This window comes from Acidovorax sp. SUPP2825 (assembly GCF_030158995.1).
Classification (GTDB): domain Bacteria; phylum Pseudomonadota; class Gammaproteobacteria; order Burkholderiales; family Burkholderiaceae_C; genus Paracidovorax.
Genome location: NZ_BQXK01000019.1, coordinates 48,885 through 62,037, shown reverse-complemented (window position 1 = coordinate 62,037; position 13,153 = coordinate 48,885). Strand labels below are relative to the sequence as shown.

Genomic DNA, 13,153 nt, shown 5'->3' with positions numbered 1-13,153 from the left:
CCGTGGCGGCGTGGACGGCATGCAACTGATCCGTATTTTTAGCGGCAAACTGAATCTGTACTGTTTTGCACGGGGTGCGTAGAGTCGCACCATGGCAGACCCGCTGCATTCCCACGTCCGAACGGATCCCCCATGAATGAAACCGCACGCCGGGCCGGACGCCTGGCTTGGCCCGCCCTTGTGTCGCTGCTTGCGCTGCTGATGGCGGCGGGGCCGGCCGCCGCGGCGGCCCCTGCCGACGGGCCGGCCGCTCCTGCCCTGGGCGACCGCGTGCTGGCCTGCACCGCCTGCCACGGCCGGGAAGGGCGCGCCACCCAGGAGGGCTACTTTCCGCGCATCGCCGGCAAGCCGGCGGGCTACCTCTACCACCAGCTGCTCAATTTTCGGGACGGCCGCCGCAGCTACCCGCAGATGGCCTACCTGCTGGAGCACATGACCGACGACTACCTGCGCGAGATCGCCGCGCATTTCGCCGCGCTGGACCTGCCCTACGCGCCGCCGCCCCCGACCCAGGCGACTCCTGCGGCCCTGGAGCGCGGACGCACGCTGGTGCGCCAGGGGGATGCGGCGCTGGGCATTCCGGCCTGCGTGCAGTGCCATGGGGCCGCCATGACCGGCGTGGCACCGGCGATTCCGGGCCTGCTGGGATTGCCGCGCGACTACCTCAACAGCCAGATCGGCGCCTGGCAGACCGGCCAGCGGCGCGCCCAGGCGCCCGACTGCATGGCCCACGTGGCCCGGCAACTGGCACCCGAAGACGTGAGCGCGGTCACTGCCTGGCTGTCCGCACAGGCCGTGCCCGCCGATGCACGGCCTGCCGCGGCCTTGCCCGGCCGACTGCCGATGCCCTGCGGCGGCGTGGCCGCCGCCGGCACGGGCGCATCGGGGGGCTTGCAATGAAGCGCGCGCTGAAAGGGCTGGCCGGCCTGGTGCTGCTGGGCGCCTTGGCGTGCGCCGTGGTGGCGTTCCTGAACCTGCGCGGCGAAGCGCCCTTGCCGCCGCAGGACGTGCCCCTGGCCCAGCCCGCGCCGCAGGCCGTGCAGCGCGGCGAATACCTGGCGCGTGCGGGCAATTGCATGTCGTGCCACACCGCGCAGGGCGGGGCGCCGTTCGCCGGAGGCCGGGGCGTGGAGACGCCGTTCGGCGTGGTGTTCGCCAGCAACCTCACGCCCGACGCCGAAACCGGCCTGGGGCACTGGACAGCGGCGGAGTTCTGGCGCGCGATGCACCACGGCCGGTCTCGGGACGGCCGGCTGCTGTACCCCGCGTTTCCCTACCCCAACTACACCCACGTCACGCGCGAGGATTCCGACGCGATCTACGCCTACCTGCGCAGCCTGCCGGCCGTGCAGCGGCCCAACACGCCCCATGCGCTGGCGTTCCCGTTCAGCACGCAGGCGGCGCTGGCCGGCTGGCGCGCGCTGTTCTTCCGGCCCGGCACGCTGGCGCCCGATCCGCAGCAGTCGGCCGAGTGGAACCGGGGGGCCTACCTCGTGCAGGGGCTGGGCCACTGTGCGGCCTGCCACAGCCCGCGCAACGCCTTCGGCGCGACGAGCGAATCGCAGGCGTTCCGCGGCGGGCTCATCCCAGTGCAGAACTGGTATGCCCCGGCCCTCAACGACGCCGCCGAGGCGGGTGTGGCCGGCTGGCCGCAGGAAGACGTGGTGGCGCTGCTGCGCACCGGCGTGGCGCCGCGCGGGTCGGTCACAGGGCCCATGGCCGAGGTGGTGTTCCGCAGCACCCAGTACCTGAACGATGCCGACCTGGGCGCGATGGCGGTCTACCTGCGCGCGCTGCCCGCACACGAACGCCCGGCACCGGCAGTGGCACCCCCGTCCGCTTCGGCCATGGAGCGGGGTGCCACCGTGTATGCGCAGCAATGCGCGCAATGCCACGGAGACCGCGGCGAGGGTCGGCCAGGGGCCTTTCCCGCACTGGCGGGCAACCGCGCCGTGACCATGGAAAACCCGACCAATCTGGTGCGCATGGTGCTCCTGGGCGGCTACCCGCCCACCACGGCCGGCAACCCGCGCCCCTACGGCATGCCGCCGTTCCGGCACGTGCTGGGCGACGACGATGTGGCGGCGGTGTCGACCTATGTTCGCAACGCCTGGGGCAACCGGGCGGCCAGTGTGGGTACGATGGACATCTACCGCGCCCGCGAGGGGCGCCATCCCTGAGCCCCATCCTTTCTTCCATGCACGCACCGGCCGCCTCTCCCGACACCTCCCTCTCAAGCGCGACCGCCGGCTGGTGGGTCGTCTGCCTGTGCGCCGGCTGGTGCGGCGCGTGCCGCGAATACCGGGCGGTGTTCGACACCGTGGCGCAAGCCCATCCGCAGGCCCGCTTCGTGTGGGTGGACATCGAAGACGAGGAAGACCTGGCCGGCGATCTGGACGTGGAAACTTTTCCGACTTTGCTCATCGCCGATCCGGCCGGCGCGCGCTTTCTCGGCCCGCTGTTGCCCCAGTCCGGAGTGCTTTCGCGGTTGCTCGACAGCCTGGCATCCCAGCCTCCGGCAGGGCGGGATCCACAGGCCCAGGCGCTGATCGAACGGGTGCGCGTGGCCCGTGGATAGTGGAGACCCACCGGGTTTTTTGCCCGCTCGCCGCAGGGCCGGCCGGGACGCCTGTGGCGCCAATGCAAATTGCATGCCGCCGCCTTTGCAAAGCGGCGCGCGACAGGCTACAATTGCGTCTTCACGACCAAACGGGCGGGTACCTACCGCCCGTTTTTTTTGGCCGTTCGCTTTTGGAGCTCGAAGCTGCCCTGGAAGGTCCTAGGTGGTTATCGGGTTTTTTGTACTTCTGGATACTGAACAGAACAACACGTGGCATTGCAGCAGATCGTTGGACAAACCGTGACCGGGCTGGGCTATGACCTGGTGGAGATCGAGCGCTCCGCCGGCGGCCTGCTGCGCATCACCATCGATTTGCCCTGGCAGGCGCCCGTGGAGGGCGAGCCCGTGCTGCCCGAGCAGTTCGTCACCGTGGAAGACTGCGAAAAGGTCACGCGGCAACTGCAGTTCGCGCTGGAAGTGGATGGCGTCGAGTACAAGCGGCTGGAGATCTCCTCGCCCGGCATCGATCGCCCTCTGCGCCACGAGCAGGATTTCATCCGTTTCACCGGGCACATGGTGGACCTCACGCTCAAGGCGCCCATCGGCGAGGCTGGCGGCGGTCAGGTCAATGCCAACCGCAAGAAATTCCGCGGCACGCTGGAGCGTACCGAAGCCGGTGGATGGCAGGTCGTCTGGAGCGAAGAGCCGCCCGTGAAGCCTGGCCAGCGGGTCAGCAAGAAACGGGTACCGGCGCCGCTGCAAGCGCTGGGTTTCACGCTGGACGAACTGCGCGATGCGCGCCTGGCGTCCATCGTCGATTTCAAGGGGCGGGGATCCAAAGACGGGCCGGTCCAGGCCTGACACACCGAACGAATACAAAGGTTGGCGCGCGCGGCGCGGCGGCCTTCAAGAGATTGAAAAATAGGAGAGTCGTCGCATGAATCGCGAACTGTTGATGTTGGTCGAAGCCATTTCGCGTGAGAAGAACGTGGAACGCGATGTGGTCTTTGGCGCCGTCGAATTGGCCCTTGCCCAGGCCACGAAGAAGCTGTACCAAGGCGAAGTGGACATTCGTGTCGCCATCGACCGTGACAGCGGCAACTACGAGACTTTCCGTCGCTGGCTCGTCGTGCCCGACGACGCCGGTCTGCAGAACCCCGAAGCCGAAGAGCTGCTGATGGATGCCCGCGAGCGCATCGCCGACATCGAAGTGGGTGAATTCATCGAAGAGGGTGTTGATTCGGTGCCCATCGGCCGCATCGGCGCGATGGCTGCCAAGCAGGTCATCCTGCAGAAGATCCGCGACGCCGAGCGCGAGATGCTGCTCAACGACTTCATGTCGCGCGGCGAAAAGATCTTCACCGGCACCGTCAAGCGCATGGACAAGGGCGACATCATCGTCGAGTCGGGCCGGGTGGAAGGCCGCCTGCGCCGCTCCGAGATGATCCCCAAGGAAAACCTTCGCAATGGCGACCGGGTGCGCGCCATGATCATGGAAGTGGACCTGACGCTGCGCGGCGCGCCCATCATCCTCTCGCGCTCGGCGCCCGAGTTCATGATCGAGCTGTTCCGCAACGAAGTGCCCGAGATCGAGCAGGGCCTGCTGGAGATCAAGAGCTGCGCTCGCGATGCCGGCAGCCGCGCCAAGATCGCGGTGCTGTCGCACGACAAGCGCGTCGACCCCATCGGCACCTGCGTGGGCGTGCGTGGCACGCGTGTCAACGCCGTCACCAACGAGCTGGCCGGCGAGCGGGTGGACATCGTGCTGTGGTCGGAAGACCCCGCCCAGTTCGTGATCGGCGCGCTGGCGCCGGCCAACGTGTCGTCCATCGTGGTGGACGAAGAGAAACACGCCATGGACGTGGTGGTGGACGAGGAAAATCTCGCCATCGCCATCGGCCGCGGTGGCCAGAATGTGCGCCTGGCTTCCGACCTGACGGGCTGGAAGATCAACATCATGGACGCGGCTGAAAGTGCGCAAAAGCAGGCCAACGAGACCGACACGGCCCGCAAGCTGTTCATGGAAAAGCTCGATGTGGACGAGGAAATCGCCAACATCCTGATCGAGGAAGGCTTCGCCAGCCTCGAAGAGGTGGCCTACGTGCCGCTGCAGGAAATGCTGGAGATCGAAAGCTTCGACGAAGAAACCGTGAACGAGCTGCGTGCCCGCGCCAAGGATGCGCTGCTCACCATGGAAATTGCCCGAGAAGAAAGCGTGGACGGCGTTTCGCAGAACCTGCGCGATCTCGAGGGCCTCACGCCCGAGTTGATCGGCAAGCTCGCCGAAGGCGGCGTGAACACCCGGGATGATCTGGCCGACTTAGGCCTTGACGAACTGACCGCCCTGACCGGCCAGTCTGAAGAAGATGCCAAAGCCTTGATCATGAAGGCGCGCGAACATTGGTTCGCGGGGCAAGAGTAGGTCAGGGGAGGTACGAACCAAATATGTCCAGTAACACAGTCGCCGAGTTCGCCACTGAACTCAAGAAATCGCCAGAAACCCTGCTCGACCAGCTCAAGTCTGCCGGGGTGGCCAAGGCCGCCCCGACCGATGCCTTGACCGAAACGGACAAGCAAAAGCTGCTGGCCTTCCTGCAGGCCAGCCACGGCACTGCCTCGGCCGATCGCAAGAAGATCACCTTGACGAAAAAATCCACCAGCGAGATCAAGCAGGCCGATGCCACTGGCAAGGCGCGCACGATCCAGGTGGAAGTGCGCAAGAAGCGCACTTTCATCAAGCGCGACGAAGGGGGCGAGGGCGCCTCCGACGCCGGCTCCGACGAGGCTGCCGAAGCCGCGGAAACCGTGATGTCTCCGGAATCGCAGGACCTCGTGCGCCGCGAAGAAGAAGCGCGCCGCCAGGCCGAGCTGATCGGCCACCAGGAAGCCGAGCTGAACGAAAAGCGCCGCGAGCGGGAAGCCCGCGAACAGCGCGAGCGCGAAGCCGAAGAGCGTGCCGCTGCCTACGCCGCGCAGGAGCAAAGCCGCAAGGCCCAGATGCAGGCGGAAAAGCAGGAGGCCTCACGCGAGCAGGCTGCGGAAGCCAGTGCACGCCAGGCCGCCCAGGCTGAAGCCCGCGCCAAGGCCGAAGAGGAATCCAAGGCCCGTGCGGCCGAGGAAACCGCGCGCGCCGTCGATCTGGACGAACGCCGCCGCAAGGCCCTGGCCGAAGCCGAGGCGATCCGCGCCATGATGGCTGCGCCCAAGAAGGTGCTAGTGGCCAAGAAGCCCGAGGAGCCCAAGCCGGCTCCCGCGGCCGCCAAGCCCGCCGGTGCCGATGCCAAGAAGGGCACGCTGCACAAGCCGGCCGCTGCGCCGGGTGCCCGTGCACCGGCCACGCCCGCCGGCGGCAACAAGGAGGTCAAGTCCGCCAAGCTGTCGTCCAGCTGGGCCGGCGATCCTGCCAAGAAGAAGGAAATCAAGACGCGCGGCGACAGCAGCGGCGGCGTGGGTCGCAACAACTGGCGCGGGGGTCCCCGTGGCCGCCGCAACGAGCGCGACGACCACCATCACCAGCAATCCGCTCCGGTGGAAGCCCGCATCATCGAAGTGCACGTGCCCGAAACCATCACGGTGTCCGAGCTCGCGCACAAGATGTCGATCAAGGCGTCCGAAGTCATCAAGGCGCTGATGAAGATGGGCCAGATGGTCACCATCAACCAGCCGCTGGACCAGGACACCGCCATGATCGTGGTGGAAGAAATGGGCCACAAGGCCGTGGTGGCGGCGCTGGACGATCCGGAAGCCTTCACCAACGACGACGTGGCGGGTGCCCAGGCCGAATCGGTCTGGCGCGCTCCGGTGGTTACCGTCATGGGCCACGTGGACCACGGCAAGACCTCGCTGCTGGATTACATCCGCCGTGCCAAGGTGGCCGCGGGCGAAGCCGGCGGCATCACGCAGCACATCGGTGCCTACCACGTGGAAACGCCGCGCGGCATGATCTCGTTCCTGGACACCCCGGGCCACGAGGCATTCACCGCCATGCGGGCCCGCGGTGCGCAGGCCACCGACATCGTCATCCTGGTGGTGGCGGCCGACGACGGCGTCATGCCACAGACCAAGGAAGCCATCAAGCACGCGAAGGCGGCCGGTGTGCCCATGGTGGTCGCGATCACCAAGTCCGACAAGCCCGATGCCAACCCCGACCGCGTCAAGCAGGAACTGGTGGCCGAGCAGGTCGTGCCCGAAGAGTACGGCGGCGATTCGCCTTTCGTGCCCGTGTCCTCCAAGACCGGTATGGGCATCGACGACCTGCTGGAGCAGGTGCTGCTGCAGGCCGAAGTGCTGGAACTGCGTGCCCCGGTCGATGCGATGGCCAAGGGCCTCGTGATCGAAGCCGAGCTGGACAAGGGTCGCGGCCCCGTGGCCACGGTGCTGGTGCAGTCCGGTACGCTGAAGGTCGGCGACGTGGTGCTGGCAGGCCAGACCTACGGCCGCGTGCGCGCCATGCTGGACGAAAACGGCAAGGTCGCCAAATCGGCCGGCCCGTCGATCCCGGTGGAAATCCAGGGCCTGACGGAAGTGCCGCAGGCCGGCGACGAATTCATGGTGCTGGGCGACGAACGCCGGGCCCGCGAAATCGCCACCTACCGCGCCGGCAAGTTCCGCAACACCAAGCTGGCCAAGCAGCAAGCCGCCAAGCTGGAGAACATGTTCGCCGACATGACGGCGGGCGAGGTCAAGTACCTGCCCATCATCGTCAAGGCCGACGTGCAGGGTTCGCAGGAAGCGCTGTCGCAGTCGCTGCTCAAGCTGTCCACGGACGAGATCAAGGTCCAGCTCGTGTATGCGGGCGTGGGCGGTATCAGCGAGTCCGACATCAACCTGGCGATCGCCTCCAAGGCCATCGTGATCGGCTTCAACGTGCGTGCCGATGCCGGCGCGCGCAAGACGGCCGAGAGCAACGGCGTCGACCTGCACTACTACAGCATCATCTATGACGCCGTGGACGAGCTGAAGGTCGCCATGTCCGGCATGCTGGCCCCCGAGCAGCGCGAGGAAGTCATCGGCACGGCCGAAATCCGCACGGTGTTCGTGGCCACGAAGATCGGCACGATTGCCGGTTCGTACATCACCTCGGGCATGGTCCATCGCAACGCACGCTTCCGCCTGCTGCGCGACAACGTGGTGGTCTACACGGGCGAAGTCGACTCGGTCAAGCGCCTCAAGGACGATGTCAAGGAAGTCAAGGAAGGCTTCGAGTGCGGTATCAAGCTCAAGAACTACAACGACATCAAAGAAGGTGATCAGCTGGAGTTCTTCGACATCAAGGAAATCGCGCGGACGCTGTAAGGCCCGGGGCTCGACATGGCTGCGAAGAAATCCTCCACCCCCAACCGCGGCTTCAAGGTCGCCGATCAGATCCAGCGCGATCTGACGGAACTGATCGCGCGCGAATTGAAAGATCCGCGCGTGGGCATGGTGACGCTGCAGGCCGTGGAGGTGACTCCCGACTACGCGCATGCCAAGGTCTTCTTCAGCGTGCTGATCGGTGACCCCGAAGCCACGCAGGTGGCGCTGAACCAGGCCGCGGGCTTCCTGCGCAACGGCCTGTTCAAGCGCCTGCACATCCACACCGTGCCCACGCTGCACTTCGTGTTCGACCGCACCACCGAGCGTGCGGCCGACATGAACGCCTTGATCGCCAAGGCGGTTTCTTCGCGCGCCCAAGAAGACTGAGCATGCATACCGACGGGCCGCCCCAGGGAGCGAGTGCCCCCTTGGGGGGCAGCGATTTGCACGCAGCGAACGGGCCGCGTGGCGGTGCTGTGCGCGCGCCGCGCACCCGCATTCAGCGGCGTCCGGTGCACGGTGTGTTGCTGCTCGATAAACCGCTGGGCCTGTCGAGCAACGATGCCCTGCAGAAGGCCAAGTGGCTGCTGCGGGCGGAGAAGGCGGGCCACACCGGCACGCTCGATCCCCTCGCCACGGGCGTGCTGCCGCTGTGCTTCGGCGCGGCGACCAAGTTCAGCCAGCTGCAGCTGGACGCCCCCAAGACCTACGAGGCCATCGCCCTGTTGGGGACGACGACCACCACCGGCGACGCCGAGGGCCAGGTGCTGGCGCAGCGCGCGGTCGATCCGGCGCAACTCACGCCTGAGCGCCTGGCCGAGGTGCAACGCCAGTTCACGGGACCGATCCGCCAGGTGCCGCCCATGCACAGCGCGCTCAAGAAAGACGGCAAGGCGCTGTACGAGTACGCACGCGCCGGCATTGCCGTGGAGCGCGAGGCGCGCGACGTGGTCATCCATGCATTGAAACTGGCTCCAGTGCAAGAAGTACTAGGGCGTTCTGCTATCAAAATAATAGTGACCTGCAGCAAGGGCACCTACATCCGCACGCTGGGCGAGGACATCGGTGCCGCGCTCGGTTGCGGCGCGCACCTCACGTTCCTGCGGCGCATCGACACCGGCGGGCTGGGCGTGGAGCGCTGCGTCACGCTCGCCGCGCTGGAGGCGATGGACGAGGGGGAGCGCATGGCCTGCGTGCACCCCGCCGAGATCCTGCTGGCACAGCATGTGCGTGTCACGCTGGACAGCGAGAATGCCGGGCGGTTCCTGTCCGGCGTGCGCCGCCGCGGCCCCTGGCCCGATGCGCCCGCGGTCGCGGTCTTCGGAGACGATCCCCATGCCCTGCTGGGCGTGGGCCACACCACTGCGGGTGAACTGGTGCCCGACCGGCTCCTGAGCCCCTTGGAAATTCAACAGATTCTAGAAAGCACGCCGCAGGTAGAGCGCGGCATATTGGAAGCACTATGAGCAAACAAATCCGCAATATCGCCATCATCGCGCACGTTGACCACGGCAAAACCACCATGGTCGACCAACTGCTGCGCCAGTCCGGCACCTTCGCCGACCACGAAAAGGTCGTCGATACCGTGATGGACAACAACGCCATCGAAAAAGAGCGGGGCATCACCATCCTGGCCAAGAACTGCGCCGTGAGCTGGGAAGGCACGCACATCAACATCGTCGACACCCCGGGCCACGCGGACTTCGGTGGCGAAGTGGAACGTGCCCTGTCCATGGTGGACAGCGTGGTGCTGCTGATCGACGCGCAAGAGGGCCCCATGCCCCAGACGCGTTTCGTGACCAAGAAGGCCCTGGCCCTGGGCCTGCGCCCGATCCTGGTCGTGAACAAGGTGGACAAGCCCGGTGCCAACCCCGACAAGGTGGTGAACGCCGCGTTCGACCTGTTCGACAAGCTGGGCGCGACCGACGAGCAGCTCGACTTCCCCGTGGTGTATGCCTCGGGCATCAATGGCTGGTCCTCGCTGGAAGAAGGCGCTCCCGGCGAGCAGTGGGGCCCCGATATGTCGGCCCTGTTCAACACCATCCTCAAGCACGTGCCCCCGAACTCGGGTGACCCGACCGCTCCGCTGCAGCTGCAGATCTCGGCGCTCGATTTCTCCACCTTCGTGGGCCGCATCGGCGTGGGCCGCATCAGCCAGGGCACCGTGAAGCCCGGCCAGGACGTGCTGGTGATGGAAGGCCCCGAGGGCAAGAGCGTCAAGGGCCGCATCAACCAGGTGCTGACCTTCCAGGGCCTGGACCGCATGCAGACGCCCCTGGCCGGCCCGGGCGACATCGTGCTGATCAACGGCATCGAGGACATCGGCATCGGCGTGACCGTGACCGACCCCTCCAACCCCGCACCGCTGCCCATGCTCAAGGTGGACGAGCCCACGCTGACCATGAACTTCTGCGTGAACACCTCGCCCCTGGCCGGCCGCGAAGGCAAGTTCGTGACCAGCCGCCAGATCTGGGACCGCCTGCAAAAGGAGCTGCAGCACAACGTGGCCCTGCGCGTGAAGGAAACCGACGAAGAAGGCATCTTCGAGGTGATGGGCCGTGGCGAACTGCACTTGACCATCCTGCTGGAAAACATGCGCCGCGAAGGCTATGAACTGGCCGTGTCCAAGCCGCGCGTGGTGTTCCGCGACATCAACGGCGAAAAGCACGAGCCGATCGAGCTGGTGACGGCCGACATCGAAGAAACCCACCAGGGCGGCGTGATGCAGGCCCTGGGCGAGCGCAAGGGCGAGCTGGTGAACATGGAGTCGGACGGCCGTGGCCGCGTGCGCCTGGAGTACCGTATTCCGGCCCGTGGCCTGATCGGTTTCACCAACGAATTCCTGAACCTGACGCGCGGCTCGGGCCTGATCTCCAACATCTTCGACAGCTACGAACCGCACAAGGGCGCCATCGGCGGCCGCAAGAACGGCGTGCTGATCTCCATGGACGACGGTGAAATCTTCACCTACGCCCTGGGCAAGCTGGACGACCGCGGCCGCATGTTCGTGAAGGCGAACGATCCGGTGTACGAAGGCATGATCGTCGGCATCCACAGCCGCGACAACGACCTGATCGTGAACGCTACGCGCACCAAGCAGCTGACCAACTTCCGCGTCTCCGGCAAGGAAGACGCGATCAAGATCACGCCCCCGATCGACCTCACGCTGGAATACGGCGTGGAGTTCATCGAGGACGACGAACTGGTCGAGATCACGCCCAAGAGCGTGCGCCTGCGCAAGCGCTTCCTGACGGAAAACGAGCGCAAGCGCGCTGGCCGCTGATCGGTGAGTGTGAGGGGGATTCGATCCCCTTCGCTGGCTTCGAGAAAGGCACCACAAGGTGCCTTTTTCTTTTTCTCGTTGCTCTTCCTGCGGTGCCCCAGCGCTCAGGCGGGCAGGGTAGAGGAGGCGATCGCCTGTTGTGCGTGACTCGGCGCCAGCACGCATTCGCGCGCATGGAAGTCGGCCAGCGCGTCCCGGTGGCCCACGCTGATGACCGTGGCGGCAGGCAGGCGCTCGGCCAGCAGCGTGTAGAGCATGCGCTCGGCCGCCGGGTCCAGCGCGCTGGTGGCCTCGTCCAGCAGCAGCCATTCAGGTTGCTGCAGCAGCACGCGCGCGAAGGCCAGGCGCTGCTGCTCGCCGGGCGACAGGCGCTGGGCCCAGGGCGCCACCTCGCCGAGCAGGCCGCTGAACGGCGCAAGGCCCACCGCCTGAAGTGCCTCGCGCACCTGCGCTTCGGGGTGTTCGCCGGCCGTGTCCGGGTAGGCGAGCGCATCGGCCAGGCTCCCCATCGGCAGGTAGCTGCGCTGGGGCACGAAGAGCATCCGCGCGCGCGGCCGCTCGATGGTGCCGCTGCCGAAGTCCCACAAGCCCGCCAGCGCACGCAGCAGGGTGCTCTTGCCCGCCCCGGAGGGGCCGCGCAACAGCCAGCGCTCGCCGGGTGCGATGCGCAGGTCCGGCACGTTAAGCAGTGCCGCGCCACCGGGCAGGGCCAGTTGCAGGCCGTGCGTCGCCAGCACGGAGCCGTCCCCGGCTCGCCACTGAATTCCTTCGGACGGCGTGGCAGGCACGGTGGCGAGCACGTCGCGCAGCTCGGCCAGCCGGTTCACCGTGGCGCGCCATTCCGCCAGCGTGCCGTAGCTGTTGATGAACCAGGACATCGCCCCGCTCACCGTGTCGAAGGCCCGGCTGATCTGCATCAGCACCCCGAAGCTGTAGGCGCCCGCGAAGTACCGCGGCGCCGCCAGCGCGAGCGGCAGCACCACGGCCACCTGCGCGTACAGCGAGTTCACCAGCGTGAGGCGCTTGGTATAGCGCATCACCATCCGCCAGTTGTCCTGGATGCGGCCGAACAGGGTGGCGGAGTGGGCGGCTTCGGCCCGTGCGCCGTCGTACAGCGCAATGGGCTCCGCGTTTTCGCGCACCCGTACCAGGCCGAAACGGAAGTGCGCCTCCACCTGCTGCTGGCGGTAGTTCACGGCCACGAGGCGGTGGCCGAAGGCCTGCATGGCGACCGAGCCCACCAGGGCATAGGCCGCAGCGGCCCAGACCATGTAGCCCGGAATGGTGGCGCTGTAGCCCGCCACATGCACCAGCAGCGGCCCGCCCACCGACCAGAGGATGACAACGAACGAACCGAGGGTGACCACCGTGGACAGCAGGTCCAGCGTCAATGCGAGGGTGGTGGTCGCCAGGCTGCTGAGGTCATCGGCGATGCGCTGGTCCGGGTTGTCGGCCAGCCGGTCGCGCTCGATGCGGTAGAACGCGTTGCCGTGCAGCCACCGCTGCAGGTAGTCGGTCGTGAGCCACCGGCGCCAGCGAAAGCCCAGCATCTGCTTGAAGTACAGCGCATACACGGCCAGGACGATGTAGGCCAGCGCCAGCCCGGTGAACAGCAGCAGCAGGGGCCCGAAACGGGCAGTGTCCCGTGCCTCCAGGGCGTTGAAGAAGTCCGCGCTCCAGGCGTTGATGCGCACGTTGATGTACACGATGCCCAGGTTCATCGCCACGATCAGTGCCAGCAGGCCCCGCGCGGGCCAGCGCTCCTGCGAGAACCAGTAGGGGCGGATCAGCGACCAGGCGGACGTCTTGGCAAGTGGGGGATGGGGCATCGAGGGCGCGATCGTCGTGGGGGGATGGCCAGTGTGCCGCGCGCGCCGGGCGGCTGGCTTAGCCGGGCCTTAAACGCGATCCCGTGCGCCGCTGCGTGCGCTGTTGCGTGCGTGGTGCCGGCACCTGTCCACCGCCTGACATTCGCTGCGGGCCACAGGCCCTAAGATTCCGCCCGGGCCGGCCGC

General features: G+C 67.0%; 10 protein-coding genes. 9 read left to right on the top strand and 1 reads right to left on the bottom strand.

Translation table 11 applies throughout. The features are described 5' to 3' along the window. Positions 1–201 precede the first annotated feature (201 nt). The 9 genes from AVAK2825_RS20115 (at position 202) to typA (ending at position 11,138) form a co-directional block, all read left to right on the top strand. The gene (locus AVAK2825_RS20115) at positions 202–900 is read left to right on the top strand and encodes a c-type cytochrome (RefSeq protein ID WP_349817185.1); all 699 of its coding nucleotides are present in this window, start codon (positions 202–204) and stop codon (positions 898–900) included. After that, positions 897–2,180: a c-type cytochrome gene (locus AVAK2825_RS20110; protein WP_284402225.1), complete on the top strand. Its 1,284-nt coding sequence runs from the start codon at positions 897–899 to the stop codon at positions 2,178–2,180. Before AVAK2825_RS20115 ends, AVAK2825_RS20110 begins: the two co-directional genes overlap by 4 nt. 17 nt (positions 2,181–2,197) lie before the next feature. Beyond that, positions 2,198–2,578, top strand: coding sequence for a thioredoxin family protein (locus AVAK2825_RS20105; protein ID WP_284402223.1), 381 nt, complete (start codon positions 2,198–2,200; stop codon positions 2,576–2,578). A gap of 252 nt (positions 2,579–2,830) precedes the next feature. Further along, positions 2,831–3,421, top strand: coding sequence for a ribosome maturation factor RimP (gene rimP / locus AVAK2825_RS20100; protein ID WP_284402221.1), 591 nt, complete (start codon positions 2,831–2,833; stop codon positions 3,419–3,421). A gap of 76 nt (positions 3,422–3,497) precedes the next feature. After that, the gene (gene nusA / locus AVAK2825_RS20095; protein ID WP_272568708.1) at positions 3,498–4,982 is read left to right on the top strand and encodes a transcription termination factor NusA; all 1,485 of its coding nucleotides are present in this window, start codon (positions 3,498–3,500) and stop codon (positions 4,980–4,982) included. Positions 4,983–5,005: 23 nt separating this feature from the next. Further along, positions 5,006–7,855, top strand: a complete 2,850-nt coding sequence (gene infB, locus AVAK2825_RS20090; protein ID WP_284402220.1) for a translation initiation factor IF-2 — start codon at positions 5,006–5,008, stop codon at positions 7,853–7,855. A 15-nt stretch (positions 7,856–7,870) separates the two neighbouring features. Continuing rightward, positions 7,871–8,242 (top strand): 30S ribosome-binding factor RbfA, encoded by a 372-nt coding sequence (rbfA, locus tag AVAK2825_RS20085; protein WP_272568711.1) that lies wholly within the window; start codon positions 7,871–7,873, stop codon positions 8,240–8,242. An 89-nt stretch (positions 8,243–8,331) separates the two neighbouring features. Further along, the gene (truB, locus tag AVAK2825_RS20080) at positions 8,332–9,321 is read left to right on the top strand and encodes a tRNA pseudouridine(55) synthase TruB (protein ID WP_284402219.1); all 990 of its coding nucleotides are present in this window, start codon (positions 8,332–8,334) and stop codon (positions 9,319–9,321) included. Further along, complete coding sequence (gene typA / locus AVAK2825_RS20075; RefSeq protein ID WP_272568713.1) at positions 9,318–11,138, top strand: translational GTPase TypA; 1,821 nt, start codon at positions 9,318–9,320, stop codon at positions 11,136–11,138. Before truB ends, typA begins: the two co-directional genes overlap by 4 nt. 104 nt (positions 11,139–11,242) lie before the next feature. On the opposite strand, the gene AVAK2825_RS20070 is transcribed toward typA, so the two are convergent. Continuing rightward, positions 11,243–12,967 (bottom strand): ABC transporter ATP-binding protein/permease, encoded by a 1,725-nt coding sequence (locus AVAK2825_RS20070; protein WP_284402216.1) that lies wholly within the window; start codon positions 12,965–12,967, stop codon positions 11,243–11,245. Between the last annotated feature and the right edge of the window lie 186 nt (positions 12,968–13,153).

What these genes read in the sequence shown, in the direction of transcription:
- AVAK2825_RS20115 (WP_349817185.1), top strand. Translation starts at nt 202, where the DNA reads ATGGCGGCGGGGCCGGCCGCCGCGGCGGCCCCTGCCGACGGGCCGGCC.
- AVAK2825_RS20110 (WP_284402225.1), top strand. Translation starts at nt 897, where the DNA reads ATGAAGCGCGCGCTGAAAGGGCTGGCCGGCCTGGTGCTGCTGGGCGCC.
- AVAK2825_RS20105 (WP_284402223.1), top strand. Translation starts at nt 2,198, where the DNA reads ATGCACGCACCGGCCGCCTCTCCCGACACCTCCCTCTCAAGCGCGACC.
- nusA (WP_272568708.1), top strand. Translation starts at nt 3,498, where the DNA reads ATGAATCGCGAACTGTTGATGTTGGTCGAAGCCATTTCGCGTGAGAAG.
- infB (WP_284402220.1), top strand. Translation starts at nt 5,006, where the DNA reads ATGTCCAGTAACACAGTCGCCGAGTTCGCCACTGAACTCAAGAAATCG.
- rbfA (WP_272568711.1), top strand. Translation starts at nt 7,871, where the DNA reads ATGGCTGCGAAGAAATCCTCCACCCCCAACCGCGGCTTCAAGGTCGCC.
- typA (WP_272568713.1), top strand. Translation starts at nt 9,318, where the DNA reads ATGAGCAAACAAATCCGCAATATCGCCATCATCGCGCACGTTGACCAC.
- AVAK2825_RS20070 (WP_284402216.1), bottom strand. Translation starts at nt 12,967, where the DNA reads ATGCCCCATCCCCCACTTGCCAAGACGTCCGCCTGGTCGCTGATCCGC.